Origin of the sequence: Ferdinandcohnia salidurans (genome assembly GCF_042680725.1) — a bacterium.
GTDB classification, from domain to species: Bacteria; Bacillota; Bacilli; order Bacillales; family Bacillaceae_L; genus Ferdinandcohnia; species Ferdinandcohnia salidurans.
The window spans coordinates 1-17,274 of sequence record NZ_JBHUEK010000007.1; the positions used below are offsets into that span (position 1 = coordinate 1).

Genomic DNA, 17,274 nt, shown 5'->3' on the forward strand with positions numbered 1-17,274 from the left:
TTCGTTGGTAAAGTGCCCTTATAGGGCGAAATCAAAACCGCCCGTTCTACGGGCGGATACTTACTTTATAAAGGAGTAATCATCTTGCAAGAGTGGAGTAATCGTATCATTTTAGTACTTATTATTACCTATATTACCACCCAATTTTATTCACCTCCTGTTCTTTATATGATTACCGTATTTTTAACAACCTTAGTGATGTTAGTTAGTATGATAGTTAGTAAGAATCTCCCTCGTATATTTAGTGGTACTATGTTAGGCATTAGCACTATTATTCTGTTTGTACAAAAAGCTGGATTTGATGTTTGGGCAGAGAGCATTACAAAAAACCTACCACTTGTGTGCGTGATAATTGTAGTTCCAATTTTAACTGTTCCTATTGAAATAGGAAAATATGATGATTACATTGCACAATTTACTTCCAAGTTTAATGGTAAACCACAATTGCTTTATATATTTTTATCAAGCACTTTCTATATTTTAGGTCCAATAACCAATTTAGGATCCATCCATATTATTCATTCCATGGTAAAGAGATTAAACCTTCCTGTAGAATTTTTAGGCAGATTATATAGTAGAGGGTTTTCTTTAAATAATACCTGGTCCCCCTATTTCGCATCCGTTTTTTTAGTTGTGTATTATTTGAATATACCAATGATGAATTTCTTACCATTTGGATTGTTACTCAGTTTTTTTCAATTCTGGACTTCTAACATCTTATTTTCATTAAAAGAAAAAAACTCTATTAATTTTGAGGCTATAGAACCGAATGCCAATATTCATACAAAAAAACTATATGAACTACTTTTTTTCCTTCTATTATTAAGTGGAACAATCTTTTTTCTGGAGGCTAATAGTACAATCAATGTAAGTGTATTAATAATTATTGCAGCAATTGTTTATTCTTCCATTTGGGGAAAATATTTAGGTGAATTTAGACGTTTTATTAAAGAAGCAATCCTTTATCGTAAAAATATAATGCCATCCCAGGCAAACGAGGTTTCCTTGTTTTTATCTGCTGGTTTCTTTGGAGTTGTACTGTCCAAAACAGTTATTTCCGATTATTTTAGTTATTTGTGGACTCAAATTTCTCATTTATCTATTTTGTTATTGATTCTATTTACGATCGCACTCGTAGGTGTTTTATCTTTTGTTGGTATTCATCAAATTGTCATAATAACCGCTATTCTTTCAAGCGTATCAGCAACAAAATTAGGTTTAAATGATATAACATTTGCGATGATATTACTAAGTTCTTGGGCAGTAGCAGGACATTTGCGATGATATTACTAAGTTCTTGGGCAGTAGCAGGAACTGTATCACCAATCACCCCTACAAATGTTGTTACTTCAAATATAATTAATGTTGATGTATATCAAATTATCTTGAAATGGAACTTACTATATACAGCTTTAATTATCTGTGTACATACAATGGTTATATATTGTGTGCACTTGTTGTTATAAATTAACGTTATAGAATTATTAAAAAAAGCAGCTTATCATTTACTGTTACCACTGAATAAAACAGGCGCAGCTCCTTTAAGATAGGTTGCGCCTGTTTTCTATTCAGTACACAAAATAAATCAAAATCGAAGTCACAATCCCAATCCACACACTGAGTAAAATACAATAGCCCATAATATGACGAATATGAAGGCCAACAATACTTAAGATTGGCAAGGCCCAGAATGGTTGGATGAGATTCGTCCATGCATCTCCCCAGCCGACTGCCATCGCGATCACGGCAGGATCGGCACCTAGTTCCATCCCTGCAGGTACTTGGAGTGGACCTTGTAGTGCCCACTGTCCTCCGCCTGATGGAGCTAAGATATTGACGAGTCCAGCCGTCCAATACGTAAAGACACCGAATGATTCTGCACTTGAAATGGATGTCATACCCCTGATAATGGTATCGGCAAGTCCCGAGCTACCGAGTAGTGCGATAATCCCCGCATAGAAAGGAAATTGTAGAATGATAGGTGAAATAGATCCGGCAGCTTCCTTAAATGCATTGCCATATTGCGAAAGTGAGCGGTGGAAGAGCAGTCCCAATGATAAAAATAAGATATTAATAAGGTTCAAGTTAAGGTCTACACTTTTAGCGAATTGTAGCAACACATAAACGATACCAACTAAGCCAATTAAAATACCTAAAATAGGAGTGTTCTCTAAACGAATGGCAGGTGAATTACTGTCTTCTTTTGTAAGTACTTCTGCTTTATGTGGTTCCGGTTTTGCTGTATATGGAATGATGTTCTTTTTTGGAGCCATTAGTAGGATAAAGATAGGGATTGTTATAAGTAGTGCAAAGAAAATGATTACCGTACCCGGGTGGAAAATAGTTTCAGAGGTTGGGATAACGCCCATTACATCGGCGAGAAAGTGATCTTCTGTTGCAATTGTTAGAAGGATTGAGCTGGAAAGCCCGGCTGTATAGAGCACTGTAGGAGCATAGGCACATGCGACCAAAAGTGGGAAGTGAGCATTTTTATTCCTCTTTCCGACCTCCCGAGCGACAATGGCACCGACGACAACAGCTAGCCCCCAGTTAATATAATACGCTGCAGCCGAAATCAAGAACGTGAATAAATACGCCTTTGTTGCCGTATTAGCTTTAGCTGAGATAGCCTCTAAACCTTTCCGGACAAAAGGAACTGAGGCAAGAACCATACCCGTCATAAGCAGGAGTACCATTTGCATCGTAAACGCTAAATAAGTCCAAAAACCGTCCCCATACGACTGAAATAAATTAGCAGGATTAGCAGGTGCTGTAAAAAAGGCCAAGACAAACACAAACAAAGTCATCAACACAGCAATAACAAACGCATCAGGCAAATACCGCTGAATTACTCGTGAAAAGCGTTCTGACACTCTGTTTAACATTTTTATCCCTCCTTTTACTACAAAAGGTATGAGGGGAGCGAATTTTGTATGACTTGTTTTCAATAAGTCTCTTTGGAGTTTCTTTCCTTTACTGAAAAATGAACAAGCAAGGCCAAATGGCCTTGCTTGTTGTTTAATTCTTTCTTATTTTAAAGACTGCTCATGATATAACTCAGGGTCAGCTTTCACTTTAGGTCCTTTTTTAGGTTTTGGTCCCATATTGTCAAAACGGGCTTGATCATAAATGGCAGAACCTACGATTTCAGCAACATCTTGGAGTTTTTCCTTGCTTATTTTGTCTAGTGAGTCTTCGGGTGTATGATACCAAGGCTCTGATGGGCTATGGATGAATAAGGCAGCAGGGATCCCAGCTTCTGCAAATGGAACATGGTCACTTCTACCACCAGCATAAAATGGAGTAGGTTCCCCATTCAATCTTGTACTTGATGCTTGTGCAAGCTCAGTTACTAGATTTGGTTTACCATCAAGTGTCGCCATTGTTAGGTTACCTGCATCACGACTTCCGACCATATCTAAATTAAAGTTTGCGATAATACGATTGAGGTCGTCCTCAGGTAGGTTTGCTACATAATGTGCGGAGCCAAGTAGCCCATTCTCCTCAGCACCAAATGTTATGAAACGAATTTCAGTATCTGTAGGAATGTCTTTAAATACACGAGCTAGCTCAAGTGTCATAGCGGTACCTGAGGCATCGTCATTTGCTCCCGGTGCACCTGCTACGGAATCGTGGTGAGCCCCAACAACAATTACATCATTTGTATCTTTTTTCTTATTTGTTGGCTTTTTTGTTGCGATTACATTATGAGAAATACTCTCACCAGCTCTTGCACCTTCAACCTGAAGTGAGGTATGAAGGACCTCTCCACTTACAAGTGCTTCATGCAGTGCATCACCTTCTGCATTCGTTAAAGCAACAGCAGGTACATACTTGTCATTCGCTTCTCCAAGAGTTCCGTTTATAGCTCCTGAAGTATTGTTGAAAATAATAACTCCTAGTGCTCCTTTTTCAGCAGCATTTAACACTTTCTCCGCAAACGAGATCTCGCCACGCTGAATAAGCGCAATTTTTCCAGTAAGGTCAGTGTCTTGAAGTTCAGCGACTGTCCCTAATCCTGCATAAACGAGTTCCCCTGAGACATTTCCATTTACAGTGTAGGTGAAAGAACTTGGCTGGAGGGTACCATCAAATCCATTAACCGAAAGTTCAATTGAACTTGGAGGTGTATAGCCATAGAAGGTAAATGGTTGAATTTCAGTTTCATATCCATAGGACTCGAATTGTTCTTTTATGTATTGAACAGCGTTGTGTTCTGCTTCAGTCCCTGCAACACGCGGTGTTTCAGAAAGATATGCAATATTGTTATAAATATTGTCTACATTTAGTTGATTAATCACCTTGTGATCAAAGAACTTCTCCTTCTGAGATTGCGTCACCTCGATTGGTTTTGCGAATACTGCAGGTGTTGCAATGGCCCCAAATGCAAGTGTTGTAGTAAGTCCAAACGATATTACTAGTTTTTTCATAAAATTCCTCCTTTTACTAGATTCATAGTACAAGTTAAAGTTTATATCATTCGGAAAATTCAAATAAGTGTAGGAATCCTTAGACAATCATAGGCTGAAACTCCTGATTACACTTCAAAGTGGCTAGAAAAGGACTTACTTCCTATGAGGAAAATACTTCCAAAAGTGAATCTAGGTTTGGGAATTGGCACGTAGAAGTAAGTGACTAGTTGGGGTCTTTTAATAATAGTAATTGAATAAAATGGTAATACCTGAATGATTTCTAAAACCAATTGGATAGAAATAAGGACGTTGCGTTGCAATTAGTTCAACCATAATTTGCAAAAAAAACTAGGGAGGTAAAGAAATGAGTTCGAAATCAAGTGTCTATAGGCCTAGAGCTATTTTTTATGGATCTGATTCTTTTAAACTGTTAGGGGTAGAAACTAGGAAACTAGGAACTAGAGGTCTTATCATTAGTGACAGGGTGATGGAGGATATTGGTTGTGTTGATGAATGTAAAAATATTGTTAATGAAGTAGGCATTGAGCATTCAACCTATTTGGATATAACATCCGAACCGACTGACATATTCGTAGATGAAGCCTTGAAAGTATTTAAACAAAATAATTGTGATGTCATTATTGCATTAGGTGGAGGCAGCTGTATTGACACAGCAAAGGCTGTTGCCGTAATTGCTACAAATGGGGGAAGGATTAGTGATTTTATAGGGAATAAAAGAATCGCTGATAAGAAGGCTATTCCTCTAATAGCAATTCCTACCACTGCAGGTACTGGCTCTGAAGCAACAGATGTAACAGTTATAACCAATACAAAAAATGATGTCAAAATGATGATTAAACAACCGGCGTTTTTACCAGAAGTCGCTATAGTGGATCCTTTGCTTACACTTTCTTCTCCAAAGCATATAACCTCAGCAACTGGGGTAGATGCCCTAACCCATGCAATCGAAGCATATATTTCAAGACGCTCACATCCATTCACAGATACCCTTGCTTTATCCGCGATCAAATTAATTTACGATAACATTGAGGAAGCTTATAAGAATGGTAACAATATTATAGCTAGAGAAAAAATGTCATTAGGAGCTTTAAAAGCTGGCATCGCATTTTCAAATGCATCTGTTTGTTTAGTTCATGGAATGTCTAGACCAATAGGAGCCTTATTTCATGTACCACATGGAGTTTCAAATGCAATGTTGCTACCTGCAATTTTAGAATATAGTAAATCAGCTTGCATTGAAAGGTTAGCTAATATTGGACTGTTTATTAAACCAGAGTTAAATGGTTACTCAAATGAAGAAATAGCAAATATCGTTGTACGAGAAATAAAGCAACTTTGTTTGAATTTGAATATCCCTAATATGAAGGAGTGGGGGATAGACAAACAAGAATTAGATAAAGTAGTTGAAAAAATGGCGAAAGATGCTATTGCAAGTGGTAGTCCTGGAAACAATCCAAGAATTCCAACTGAAGAAGAAATTATTGAATTATATGAACTTTGTTTTGATTACAAGATGAATGAAGGTGTTGATGAATCAATCTTATAATTGTTCTATATAATATGTTGCATTTCCTGTAAATCTTGATTTCATATTATTCTCCTTTCAATTTAAACTCAACATTATTATTTCTTCATAATAGGTAGAAGTTGTACTATAAAAATAAGTTAATATGATTATCTGATTCCATTTACAGCTATGATAAAGGAATTTATACTCCTTATAGAGAAATAAATAAACTAGATTAGTTTCAAAAGAAATGAGTGTTATGTTATGAATCCTGATGAACTTATAAAAAAAATAGAAAACTTATCCATATGGAAAAAAGGTGGGCAACGCGCACCCCATAAACCGTTACTATTATTGCTAGCATTAGGTCAACTTCAATCAAAAAAATCCAATATGTTTTTATACGAAGATATTAAGCCAAAGTTGACTCAATTATTAATTGATTTTGGGCCAATTCGAAAGTCCTATCATCCTGAAGAGCCATTTGTAAGATTGACCAGAGATGGGATATGGCAACTAAGTAAAGATGTAAATAAAAGTGATCCTTCAAACAAGGTGTTGTTACAAAAAGAAATAGCAGGGGGATTTACAAGTGAAGTAGTCGCTCTATTACATACAGATCCATCACTGCTATCTAAAATAGCTCAAATAATTTTGGAACAACATTTCCCTGATACAATTCATGAAGATATCTTAGCTGCTGTCGGACTTGATTTAGAAATTAATTCCAAGAGAAAACGAGACCCGAAATTTAGAGAAAGAATTTTAAGAGCATATGGCTATTGCTGTGCTATATGCGGATTTAACGTACGTTTATCACATACATTAGTTGGAGTAGAGGCAGCCCATATTAAATGGCATCAAGCTGGCGGGCCAGATTCTGAAAAGAATGGAATTGCGCTATGTTCACTTCACCATAAGTTGTTCGATAGAGGAGTTTTTACAATATCAGATAAAAGGCAAATGATAGTATCCCAGGAAGCGCACGGCTCCCATGGATTTGAAGAATGGCTCATGAAATACCATGGTGAAATAATACGAGAGCCAATTGAAACCTATTATAATCCGGATTCTGTTTATCTAGGGTGGCATATCCGAGAGGTTTTTCGCGGACCGGAAAGGTATGTAATAAATTAATGTAATACTGTCTGTTAAAAGGTCCACTTATCTAACAGTAAGGATTTAGCATATTTCACCCATTTTTTTCACTTCAAAATCAAAAGGAGAAACGGATGTATATGATTGCCATTATTAGCCATGCCGGGATGGGAACGTACGGTTTGGCTTTTTTTGGTCTGCCGTATTTAAGACAATCATTGTATATTTCGAACAGTTAGACAACCTTTGTTTCCACACTTTTCTAGTACAGACTAAGGGCCATCCCCTTTTTCTAATGCTGCTTCCTTAATTTTTTTGACTAGATTGTCAGCTGATATACCGCCCCATGTTATAATATTTTTTACAAAGTAGTCCCTGGTTTTTGCTAATGCATTTTGCTCGAAAAATTCAGAGGCATCGTATTCTTCTTCGTTATCATCTTTATTTCTTGAAGAAGAAGAAGTCTTTGATGTAATCTCTGTAGTAATCTTTGTGTAATCTATGGTATTGCTCTGCTCAAATTGAACACATCCTTCTGCCCAAGTTGAACACCTCGTCTGCTCATTTTGAACAGATGGACAGTCCATATTGAGCAGCTGGTCTGTCCCGTTTGAACATATCGTCTGTTCTTCGTGATCAGTCACGGGTATGTCATAATCCACGTTATAATCCTCGTTGTTTGGTAGTTCCGTTTCTACGAGCATTTGTTCTTCCAGTGCATCATAATTGATGGAATACCATTTTGTTCGGTCTATTTTCATTTTGTTAAACTGTTTTGAACATAGAAAACCGTTGTTTTCCAAATAAGAGATAGCTCTTCTGATTGTACTTTTTGAGAAAAACGGGAATTGTTCAACTAGCTGGTCATATGTAAAATAAACCCACTTTCGATCTTCTCGAATGTTCTTACTCCGCTGAAGCCAGTAGTGAAGTTGTTGTAAGATAATACTTTTATTTAAGCCAATCACAGTTGCAAGAGAGGTCGGGATAAGTAATGGTTTGTCGTTGATAATAAGATTTCCATTCATTTGAAGTAACCGTCCTTTTTCTAAATTTTACGAGGTTAGTATGCAATGCAAATAATGAATGCGTTTCCAATGATAAGAGTATTGAAGCGTAAATAAGAGCTTTGCAGTACAGAATTCATATTGAAACTAGTGATGGATTTAAATTTGGCAAGTTGGATGGCAGTATTTGAGTTTTAAAATTTGATGGATTTTTGTCAGAAGGTTAGAGATGTTATTGTGGATTACAAGAGTAGAGTAGCGTAGCGTAAATATAGCCACTCTCTAAAGTAAGTAAATACTAGAATAAACAAAAAGTAAACTAGCAATTAAATTCTTTTGTAGAAAATTATAAAAAATTCTTTTTTTAGACACATCTTTGATCAATTTACGACTCGTCCACTATACGTTAACGACTCGTACCACGATACGTGGACAAAAAGAAAAACAAAAAGAAAATAAAAAACAACAACTACATAACCCTTATATAGATAATCATCTAAAGGGGAGAATCCTCCAGAGTGTTTTCCTACGTTAACTTCGTTCCTTTTTAAAAATATTTATAATCAGATGCCCCTTTCTGCCACTCACCCCTCTATAACAATAGTGTAAAGGAGGTGAGGGACATGGCAGCAAAACAAGAAATTCTAGATACACAGTTACGTTTAGTGTTTGAAAATGGTGCAGATGGTAAGGGTAAGCTCGTTTATAAAAACAAAAACTATAACAATATTAACCCTTCTGTAACAGCTGATGATTTACATGCAGTTGCGACCGCGATCATCGGTCTTCAAACATTAGATCTATCTGACATTGAGCGTAATGATAGCTTTATGTTAGTAGGCATTGCCGAGTAATTTTATGACTAATTTTTAGAAAGGAGGAATAACAAGTGGCAAAAACACTAGAAATGCAATTTACGAATATGGCTGGAAAAACAGCAACTGTTTCGATTGAAAATCCAGTGGAACCTGTAGATGTGGTAGCTCTTACCGCAGCAATGGATTTAATCGTAGCAACAGATGCATTCCTAACATCTGGTGGACCGATCGTGTCAAAAAAAGGCGCACGTATTGTTGAACGTAATGTTGAAGAAGTTCAGCTTTAATTAAAAATGGAGCCAGCTCTCATAACAGGGAGTTGGCTTTACTTATAGGAAGGAGGAAATGTAGGTGGAGCAACTATTGCCTTTTATCCAAGAGGTTGGCTTTCCAGTCGTTGTGACATTCTATCTGCTGCATCGTATCGAAACGAAGCTTGATAGTGTCATAGACTCAATTCAAATGCTACCACTAAGCATGAAGGCCGGGCCTCCATTAGAAAAGAAGAATATATCTTAAAAACAGGGACATCTGACTGATCCATGAGTCAGGTGTTTTTTGATGGACTCTGTTTAGTGATAGATCGTAGCACTGTGCAAAGTTACAACTTATATCAGTGAAAAATAAGATAATTGGGTATTCTTTCCTATGAATTGGGCAGTGTAGTAATAGAATTACATAATCTGGATATTTTTATTAAATTGGAGGTTACAACCATTGAGCCAAAAAAATCCTATTAATGTTTCAGAAGTAGGCACCCTTTGGCAGACATACCTAGAAAAGACGCTGATTATGAGGTTTTTGGAATACTTTATTGAAAAAGCGGATGATCAACAAGCTCGGAATATCCTAGGAGGTTTGTGGCAGGAGCTAAATTTTTATGTAAAAGAGATGGAGGAAGTTTTTAACGAACAGGGTATGGTAAAACCTGTTGGATTTACAGCAGATGATGTTCATTTGGATGCGCCTAAGCTGTATGATCATGGATTTGATATTATGTTTGTTCGAGTGTTGAAGGAAGTTAGCATGGGGCTTTACACTTTAAATATGAACATGACCTACAATAAGAAAGTGATGTCAATCTATGAAGGGCTTACAACGATTACCCAAAAAATTTATAAACTTGCGACCTCTTATTTGCTGGAAAAAGGGATTCTTTCTCCACCGCCATTCGTTACAATGCCAAGAACAGTGGAGTTTATCAAAACGAAGAAGTACTTAGAGGGATTCAAACTGACCGGTGATAAGCGACCATTTAATGACCTCGAAGTCGGAATCCTTCATCACACGCTAGAATCTAACAATATAGGGATGCAGCTTATTACAGGGTTTGCCCAATGTGCTCAAAACAAAGAGGTAAAACAATACTTTCTAAAAGGGAAAGAATTGGCTAAAAAGCAAATCAAAATCATGGAAGATATGCTTCTAAAGGCAGATGTACAACTTTCCGCAAAATCTGGTGCAACGGTTACGAAGTCCACCGTACCTCCTTTTTCAGATAAGTTAATGATGCACTGCATCTATATCCTTAATGGATTTTCAATTGTTGGCTCAGGTGCTGGTGTATTCTTCAGTTTGCGGAATGATATTGCAATGAAAGCTATGCTCATTTCTAAGGATATCTATTTGTATGCACGAGAGGGAGTTGAACTCAAAATCAAAAACGGTTGGTTTGAGGAACCTCCACAAATCGAGAACAGAGCGGAAATCATAAAAGGGAATGAATAAGTCCGTAGGAGAGAACGAACCAAGTATCAGAATTGGAAAATGCACATAAAAGTACGGCTAGCGTTGATCTATGGAAGGATTGACGCTTTTTATGTGGAAGTAAATATACTATTGAAGCAGGTCGAAGAAGGATTTCAGCGATAGATAGAGAAAACTGTAAATAGGAAAATTGTGACACTTGAGGAGAAAGGAAGTAGATAAAGTGAGTTATGAAATTATTACATTACCAGGCTATCGGGCAGTAGGATTGAAATGGGAGGGTACATTTTCTCAGATTGTACCTAATTTGAAAAACGTGATTCGACAAGTTGAAGAACGTGTAAAAGAGATAGATTACAAGGTGAATCCCGAAGTTCAATTAGGTCTATCTTATCATGTAATTGAAGATGGATTCGTGCACTATGCAGTATATGAAGTAAGTGATAAGCAGGAAATTCCTGAAGGGATGATTGAGATAGAAGTTCCTGAACTAACGTATGTGAAGACAACACATAACAAAGGAGAAGATGTTCAAAAGACCTATACGGATTTACATAAATGGTTATTTGATAGTGAGTATACCCCATATAGGGAAGAGGGTGTAGATTACTATGATCCCTATATGCCCATAAAACATGAACATTGTCCAGTTGATCGTGACCCTAGTGATCCGCATTTTGATATTTATATTCCGATTATCAAAAAATAATATTTTTTATTATTCAACAAATTTATAACTTAATGAGCCGAATTAAATGTGTGGCGGACAGCTTTGCAAAATGCACAGGCCTCAATTCTAAAGGAACTTTTTAGTCGTTTTTGAAGCTGGTTTTCCCTTTTTTTGGATTTTACGAATAGCTTTATACTACCAATCTATCGAAAAGCATACGCATTTATTCTTTACGTATGCTTTTCTCCCTTTTTTACTTAAAAATGATACGCAAATGGAAATTTACTCCTTTTATTATCTCTTTTCAAGACGTTTATTCCTTTTTTTGGATTTTACGTATACCTTTGAGCGCTAATTGATATAAAAGCATACGCATATCTTATTTACGTATGCATTTATCGGACTTTTACTAAAAATTGATATGCAAGTGGATAAATTTTACATGTTTTTCATCTTTTAAAATTACTTTCTAGTTATGAGCCTTTTCCAGGGCGAGTTTTATACCAAATCCAACTAAGACTGTACCTGTGATTCCTTCAATGATCTTCTGTGATTTTGGTTTTTTCATAAAAGCACTAACCTGGTTGATTAGTAAGACATAGAGAAAAAACCAGATGGCGGTCAATACAGTGTACGTAATTCCCATTAGTAGAAATGGAATGAAGGTATTGCTTCCAGCGTCTACGAATTGAGGCAAAAAAGTTAAGAAAAAGACAGCAACTTTGGGATTTAGGATATTGGTTAGGAACCCTTGTTTAAAACAAGATGAATTTTCAAACTGACTTTTTGCGTTCACATCAACGGTGGCTGCTTCTTCCTTCCTCCTCAATGACCATAACGTTTTAACACCTAGATAAATTAAGTAAATCGCCCCAACATATTTGAATACAGAGAATAACAAGGCTGATTTCACAATGATGGCTGAAAGTCCGAATACAGCAGCAGAAGTATGGATGAGGAGGGCACAACAAGTGCCTAAAGCTGTTTTTAAACCTCCGCTTTTCCCAACGGTGAGCGTATTTTTGGTAGCAATGGCAGTATCAGGACCAGGTAAAATAATGAGAAAAATACACATAACAACAAACAGATAAACGTTTTCCATTTTAGCATCCCCATTCTAGACCAGGTCAGATAAGTAATTCTTACAGTATATTATATAGAAAGGTGGTATTTACTGAACAGAAAAATTTGTATATATTGATTTCTTTGTTATTTTTCGAATGCTATATACTTCAACTATGGTCAGTGCTAAGTGAAGAAGGATTTTGAGCTGCTTTGTTGAATAGTAAACTGAGAAAAGTAGAAAAGTGAGGTGAATAATGGTGGAAACATACATTGACTCGTTTATTCGTTTAAAAGATAATCGGAAATTATCGTATATAGAGTACGGGGATACGAATGAGAATACAGTTATTTTCTTCCATGGTTTTGGTTCATCAGCTAGTTCCATCCATCCTGATACAAAAATATTAGATAAATACCATGTTCGTTTCTTTGCGATTAATCGACCAGGTTATGGAGATTCAGAGCTTGTGACGAACTATTCGATTGAGGATTTTGCAGAATCCGTCAATGAGTTTCTTATTGCTAAAGAAATCAAAAAGGCTTCGATTATAGGGTGGTCAGCAGGTGGATTATATAGTCAAGTTTTCGCAGACAAATATTCCGAAAAAGTCTCATCCCTTAACTTAGTTAGTAGTGCAATACCCCTAAACAGTAATGAAACCAAAAAGATTCTACCCTCAAATTGGAAAATGATTAAAAACATGAACAGGTACCTACCTCTTATGACAAACTATTATTTTAAAAGTCTCAGTAAGAAACTTTCCAAAGATTTGGATTCTACTATCATAGAATCGATCCAACAGATGGTTGAAGAAGACAAAAAGGTTGCAAATAACCCTGTAATGAAATCTGTCATTATCAAAGGCGCAGTGGAGAGTTACCGTAATGGAGGAAAAGGGGTGTATTACGATGCTCTTGCACTGTGCAAAAAAATGAATGACAAGATGAATCCTTTACTTGATATGAAGGTAAATATATGGCAGGGAGACGCTGATAATATCTGGACTCCAGATACCTCTGATTACCTTCGTAATAAGTATCCTAGTTCCACTTATTCTATAATTGAAAAAGAAGGACACTTACTATATTTATCTTATTGGGATGAGATTCTCAAAAAATCACTAGCCTAAAAGGTAGTACTATTTTGGGGATCTGGATTCTAGGATCCACATCTAAACAAAGTAACGACAGTGTGCCCTTTTTAGAGTCTCACTGCCGTTATCGCTTTGCTTGTTGTGTAGTTTTAACTTTTACCAAAAATCATTCCTTAATCTTAATTTTACGGTTTTTAAATGAACCTGAGTGTTCTAGTGTGATATGTGCATCGATCGACTTAATGCTATCTTCCTGAAGCAAGGTTCCTTGATCTTTTAGTTTTTTCCAATCAGCATTATATTTTCTGAAAAGCTGATGTTCGAAGTTTAAAAAATCGATATCATGCTCTAAACCTAATCGATATAATTGCCTGATTTCAGAAATGATTCCTTTTTGTACGTATTCCTCCATGGCATTTACATTGAGTGTGTTGTTCTTGATGCGATTGCTGACAATCGCGTTAGCCAGAAAAAGGACTGTAAAGCGAAAATTTCCGTCTTGTTTTTCGGGGATGATTTTAACCGTTTGATCTTCTAGTACCGCAATAAATTCTGGTCTTGTTTCATTTGGTAATAGTAAGGATGCACGTACCGTTTCCGGAGCTATCCAGCGCATGCCTTTGAGTTTCTCGTACGGAAAATAGCCTTTGTATTTATGGTTATGGAGAAAAAATGCTCCATCAATCGCTAATTTTGCTTCGCTTTTTTTATTTTTCTTCCATTGCTGGTCATCTATCGTGAGCGAAGGGATATATGTAGTACGACCAGGGTCAAAAAACTCACGTTCAAATTGATTCAATTTTAGCGGCCTGATGGTCGACCTCTGCTCGTATGAACTTTCTGGACTATGAAGAATTGTATTTAATGAATTTTGATCAAAGAATCCAATCGCCGATAAAATATCGAGTATGGGGCTCTTTGTCCCAAAAATCCATGGAGTAGGGCGAAACTCATAGTATCGTGTTAAGCCATCAAAGATACTATCCATTCCTTGTTCGAGTGCATTTTCACTTAAAACAACAGCTGTGACATGTGCCCAAAGAAACCGTTCTTGCGAAGTATAATATGCATTAAAAAACGCATCGATAAATGTTTTTCCGCTTGTTTCCGAGACGTACACTTGAGGTGGCCCTTTATCACTTCCTTCAGTTTTTGCGATCGAGTTTAATCCAATCATTTGAATCGATACGTAATATTCCCCATCCCGGTAGTCCACACCAATAGCAGTAGCAAAGTTTTGATTTTCAATCTCACCTATGTCATTTTCACAAGCTGTTAATACGAAAAGACATAGTACAAGGTTTATAGAGCAAGCGATCATTGTTATCCGTTTCATACTATTTTCTCCGCTTCTGAATGAATGAGATTCCGAATTTTTTTCGGTCTAATGGATTTACAAACAGGGCTGCTATGTATTCTTTAAAAGTTAATGAAGCAATGGGTTCAAGATATGCTACTTTTAAAGACTCCAATGTCGATAGATAAATAAGAATGCTAAAGAATCCAATGAAAAGCCCGTATACTCCTAAAAAAATAGAAAGTAACAAGTTATATACACGTAGGATACTGACGGTTCCTACCAATGATTGATTCACGAGGGTGTAGCTTGCGACCGCTGTTAACGCAATGACGACAATCATCGTGGGGGAAGCAAGACCAGCTCGAATCGCTGCATCACCGATAATGATACCTCCGACAATGGAAACTGTTTGACCAAGTACAGTTGGCATACGAACTCCGGCTTCTCTTAATATCTCAAACAACCCGAGAATAAAAATCGCTTCAAGTCCAAGTGGCAAAGGCAAACCTTCACGCGAGACAACGACAGTTGCTAGTAAGGCAAACGGTAGTTGGTCAATATTGACAGAAGATAGCGAAACCCAAAAGCCTGGTAGGAATATAGCAACGATTAAGCCAATCATCCGAATAAGCCGTCCAAAGAGAACGAAGTAGTATGGAAAATGAACATCCTCAGGTGATTTTATTAATTCAAAAACATTGATTGGACCAATCAATACAGAGGGTGAACCATTTACAATTAAAAGAAATCTACCACGTATCATGCATTCAATGACATAATCCGGACGTGTTACATAATCAAACAAGGGAAACAAAGAGAACGAGCGATCAGATAGCCATTGCTCTAATTGTCCACTGCTGACGACGCTTTCGCTTTGAAAGTCCTTGAGTCGCTTCCTGACTTCCTCAATGATGTCCGGGTTGGCTTTGTCATTCAAATAAAGGAGAGAAACCTCGGTTTTACTTAGCGAACCTAAGGTGAAAGACTCGGAATAGAGCTGTTCGGTCTTCATTCTTTTTCGAATCAAGGAGATGTTGACATTCATCTCTTCAGTAAAGCCATCTTTCGGTCCCTTTATCGACACCTCTGTCGTTGATTCCTGCGGTTTTCGTTGTGGCACATTACTAATGTCAAATACATGAAAAAACGGGGTTCCTTCCCGAAAAACAATTAACGAACCAGAAAACACAAGATTGACCATTTTTTTCATGCTTTTTATATGTTGGACAGGTGGGAGATCTTCAGAATGACTGCGTGATTCTTTTTTTTCAATACTTAATAGAATTCGGTTAAAGTATTCATTTAACTGTGTAGAATCGAGCATTCCCTTACAATAAAAAGCTTGAAGGTACTCATTATTTTCGATCGGAATAAATTCAATATCTGCATAATGACTAAAAAAATGTTTTACCTCACCGCAAGTCAATCTTCCGTTTTCTAATAATTGGTCTATTTGTGTCATGTTCATAAATGTTGGGTTCCTTTCTTCTTCGGCAAGTAGCTAATAATGAATAAGGCCATTAAAATGAACACCGCACTCATAAAAGCAGCGGGATAAAAGTACCTTCCAACTAATGTTTGTACCCACATGTCACTTAACGGAATTAATGTCAGTAATCCTAATGAAATCGAAGCAACAACGAATATATGCTTTTTTTTCGCTGGTTGTAAATGACCTTTCACCATATCTGAAAGGAGGTATAAGCCTAATGAAACTCGGATGAGTTCACCACTTAATAATTGAAACACCGCTAAAAAGTCGACATGGGAAATATAATTCCCTAACGTAATGAGTCTCCATTGTTCAAAAGCTGGAAAACGCATATCAGAAGCAACTGCCGGGCCAAATGAAGACAGGGATCCCATGGTAGGGCCAAGGATCAAAATAGCTAAAATCGTAATCAATATGAAAAGATTCCCTTTTGTAAACGACTTTTTTAAGTGGTGCTGTAGAAGCAACAACACAAGGAAATCTGCACTTCCTCCAAGTATAATGATGGTCCCTTTTACAACGGGTTGATATCCTTCAGCAAGAACAGGGAATAGATACGAATAATCTTTTTCTTTAAGCGTAAAAGTTGCTACAAAAATTCCTAGCATCCAAACAAGTGGCAATAAAACCGCAGACGTATAAACAATTGATTTTAAGCCAGTATAGGCTGACCAAATACAAATCAAAAGGAAAGGGAGCATGACGACAAATGATGGCGTTCTCGTCAGAAAATAAATATTAATGGATTGAATCAAATCATAAAAAGAAATGGCAGTTATCGTGAAAACATAAACCCAAAGGAAGGCAATGAAGACACGTGATATCGCGCTGCCTGCACGTTCTGTAATCCAGTCAGAAAGACATAGTCGTTGTTCGTTCTTTTTCATAATCATGTAAAGAATATATCCCCAAATTAGCAGGATGCCATAAGCAAAAAACACACATATCCAAGCATCGCGTTTTCCCGTAGTAAGTAAGTGAGGCATGATGAGCACATGATTCGAAATCCCAATAAAAAGAATAAGTACAAATAATAACTGATTACGAGAGAAAGTCATTCCCAACACCACCAAATTAATTCCC

Annotated in this window: 16 protein-coding genes; 9 read left to right on the top strand and 7 right to left on the bottom strand. The window is 36.8% G+C overall.

Annotated elements, in window-relative coordinates:
- Positions 1 to 84 precede the first annotated feature (84 nt).
- Positions 85 to 1,284, top strand: a complete 1,200-nt coding sequence (locus ACFSFW_RS02900; protein ID WP_388035034.1) for a hypothetical protein — start codon at positions 85 to 87, stop codon at positions 1,282 to 1,284.
- Between the two features lie 284 nt (positions 1,285 to 1,568).
- Here ACFSFW_RS02900 and ACFSFW_RS02905 read toward each other — a convergent pair whose 3' ends face one another.
- Complete coding sequence (locus ACFSFW_RS02905) at positions 1,569 to 2,885, bottom strand: short-chain fatty acid transporter (protein ID WP_304212398.1); 1,317 nt, start codon at positions 2,883 to 2,885, stop codon at positions 1,569 to 1,571.
- 144 nt (positions 2,886 to 3,029) lie between these two features.
- Positions 3,030 to 4,430, bottom strand: a complete 1,401-nt coding sequence (locus ACFSFW_RS02910) for a M20/M25/M40 family metallo-hydrolase (RefSeq protein ID WP_304212396.1) — start codon at positions 4,428 to 4,430, stop codon at positions 3,030 to 3,032.
- 346 nt (positions 4,431 to 4,776) lie between these two features.
- Here ACFSFW_RS02910 and ACFSFW_RS02915 point away from each other — a divergent pair, with 346 nt between their 5' ends.
- Positions 4,777 to 5,979 (top strand): iron-containing alcohol dehydrogenase, encoded by a 1,203-nt coding sequence (locus ACFSFW_RS02915; protein ID WP_388035038.1) that lies wholly within the window; start codon positions 4,777 to 4,779, stop codon positions 5,977 to 5,979.
- A 225-nt stretch (positions 5,980 to 6,204) separates the two neighbouring features.
- The gene (locus ACFSFW_RS02920) at positions 6,205 to 7,077 is read left to right on the top strand and encodes a phosphorothioated DNA-binding restriction endonuclease (RefSeq protein ID WP_388035040.1); all 873 of its coding nucleotides are present in this window, start codon (positions 6,205 to 6,207) and stop codon (positions 7,075 to 7,077) included.
- Positions 7,078 to 7,310: 233 nt separating this feature from the next.
- Here the strand turns inward: ACFSFW_RS02920 and ACFSFW_RS02925 are convergent, their stop codons facing one another.
- Complete coding sequence (locus ACFSFW_RS02925; RefSeq protein WP_388035043.1) at positions 7,311 to 8,066, bottom strand: DNA replication protein DnaD; 756 nt, start codon at positions 8,064 to 8,066, stop codon at positions 7,311 to 7,313.
- Positions 8,067 to 8,668: 602 nt separating this feature from the next.
- Here ACFSFW_RS02925 and ACFSFW_RS02930 point away from each other — a divergent pair.
- The 5 genes from ACFSFW_RS02930 (at position 8,669) to ACFSFW_RS02950 (ending at position 11,279) form a co-directional block, all read left to right on the top strand.
- The gene (locus tag ACFSFW_RS02930; RefSeq protein ID WP_388035045.1) at positions 8,669 to 8,899 is read left to right on the top strand and encodes a DUF1659 domain-containing protein; all 231 of its coding nucleotides are present in this window, start codon (positions 8,669 to 8,671) and stop codon (positions 8,897 to 8,899) included.
- Positions 8,900 to 8,934: 35 nt separating this feature from the next.
- Entirely contained in the window at positions 8,935 to 9,150 is a 216-nt protein-coding gene (locus ACFSFW_RS02935; protein ID WP_304212381.1) for a DUF2922 domain-containing protein, read from the top strand.
- Between the two features lie 64 nt (positions 9,151 to 9,214).
- A complete protein-coding gene (locus ACFSFW_RS02940) occupies positions 9,215 to 9,382 on the top strand; it encodes a YvrJ family protein (RefSeq protein WP_388035048.1) in 168 nt (55 codons plus the stop codon).
- 198 nt (positions 9,383 to 9,580) lie between these two features.
- Positions 9,581 to 10,591: a DUF3231 family protein gene (locus ACFSFW_RS02945; protein WP_388035051.1), complete on the top strand. Its 1,011-nt coding sequence runs from the start codon at positions 9,581 to 9,583 to the stop codon at positions 10,589 to 10,591.
- Positions 10,592 to 10,793: 202 nt separating this feature from the next.
- A complete protein-coding gene (locus tag ACFSFW_RS02950; protein ID WP_388035054.1) occupies positions 10,794 to 11,279 on the top strand; it encodes a GyrI-like domain-containing protein in 486 nt (161 codons plus the stop codon).
- Between the two features lie 430 nt (positions 11,280 to 11,709).
- On the opposite strand, the gene ACFSFW_RS02955 is transcribed toward ACFSFW_RS02950, so the two are convergent.
- Complete coding sequence (locus ACFSFW_RS02955; protein WP_388035057.1) at positions 11,710 to 12,342, bottom strand: LysE family translocator; 633 nt, start codon at positions 12,340 to 12,342, stop codon at positions 11,710 to 11,712.
- Between the two features lie 217 nt (positions 12,343 to 12,559).
- On the opposite strand from ACFSFW_RS02955, the gene ACFSFW_RS02960 reads away from it, so the two are divergent.
- On the top strand, positions 12,560 to 13,435 hold the full coding sequence (locus ACFSFW_RS02960) for an alpha/beta hydrolase (protein ID WP_388035060.1): 876 nt from the start codon (positions 12,560 to 12,562) through the stop codon (positions 13,433 to 13,435).
- Positions 13,436 to 13,565: 130 nt separating this feature from the next.
- Here ACFSFW_RS02960 and ACFSFW_RS02965 read toward each other — a convergent pair whose 3' ends face one another.
- From ACFSFW_RS02965 to ACFSFW_RS02975, 3 genes are read right to left on the bottom strand one after another with little or no spacing between them, the layout of a single operon-like run.
- On the bottom strand, positions 13,566 to 14,735 hold the full coding sequence (locus ACFSFW_RS02965) for a Ger(x)C family spore germination protein (RefSeq protein WP_388035063.1): 1,170 nt from the start codon (positions 14,733 to 14,735) through the stop codon (positions 13,566 to 13,568).
- Position 14,736: 1 nt separating this feature from the next.
- Positions 14,737 to 16,167, bottom strand: a complete 1,431-nt coding sequence (locus tag ACFSFW_RS02970) for a spore germination protein (RefSeq protein WP_388035065.1) — start codon at positions 16,165 to 16,167, stop codon at positions 14,737 to 14,739.
- On the bottom strand, positions 16,164 to 17,249 hold the full coding sequence (locus ACFSFW_RS02975) for an endospore germination permease (protein WP_388035068.1): 1,086 nt from the start codon (positions 17,247 to 17,249) through the stop codon (positions 16,164 to 16,166). Before ACFSFW_RS02975 ends, ACFSFW_RS02970 begins: the two co-directional genes overlap by 4 nt.
- Between the last annotated feature and the right edge of the window lie 25 nt (positions 17,250 to 17,274).

What these genes read in the sequence shown, in the direction of transcription:
- ACFSFW_RS02960 (WP_388035060.1), top strand. Translation starts at nt 12,560, where the DNA reads ATGGTGGAAACATACATTGACTCGTTTATTCGTTTAAAAGATAATCGG.
- ACFSFW_RS02925 (WP_388035043.1), bottom strand. Translation starts at nt 8,066, where the DNA reads ATGAATGGAAATCTTATTATCAACGACAAACCATTACTTATCCCGACC.
- ACFSFW_RS02910 (WP_304212396.1), bottom strand. Translation starts at nt 4,430, where the DNA reads ATGAAAAAACTAGTAATATCGTTTGGACTTACTACAACACTTGCATTT.
- ACFSFW_RS02915 (WP_388035038.1), top strand. Translation starts at nt 4,777, where the DNA reads ATGAGTTCGAAATCAAGTGTCTATAGGCCTAGAGCTATTTTTTATGGA.
- ACFSFW_RS02975 (WP_388035068.1), bottom strand. Translation starts at nt 17,249, where the DNA reads ATGACTTTCTCTCGTAATCAGTTATTATTTGTACTTATTCTTTTTATT.
- ACFSFW_RS02955 (WP_388035057.1), bottom strand. Translation starts at nt 12,342, where the DNA reads ATGGAAAACGTTTATCTGTTTGTTGTTATGTGTATTTTTCTCATTATT.
- ACFSFW_RS02920 (WP_388035040.1), top strand. Translation starts at nt 6,205, where the DNA reads ATGAATCCTGATGAACTTATAAAAAAAATAGAAAACTTATCCATATGG.
- ACFSFW_RS02930 (WP_388035045.1), top strand. Translation starts at nt 8,669, where the DNA reads ATGGCAGCAAAACAAGAAATTCTAGATACACAGTTACGTTTAGTGTTT.
- ACFSFW_RS02965 (WP_388035063.1), bottom strand. Translation starts at nt 14,735, where the DNA reads ATGAAACGGATAACAATGATCGCTTGCTCTATAAACCTTGTACTATGT.
- ACFSFW_RS02905 (WP_304212398.1), bottom strand. Translation starts at nt 2,885, where the DNA reads ATGTTAAACAGAGTGTCAGAACGCTTTTCACGAGTAATTCAGCGGTAT.
- ACFSFW_RS02970 (WP_388035065.1), bottom strand. Translation starts at nt 16,167, where the DNA reads ATGAACATGACACAAATAGACCAATTATTAGAAAACGGAAGATTGACT.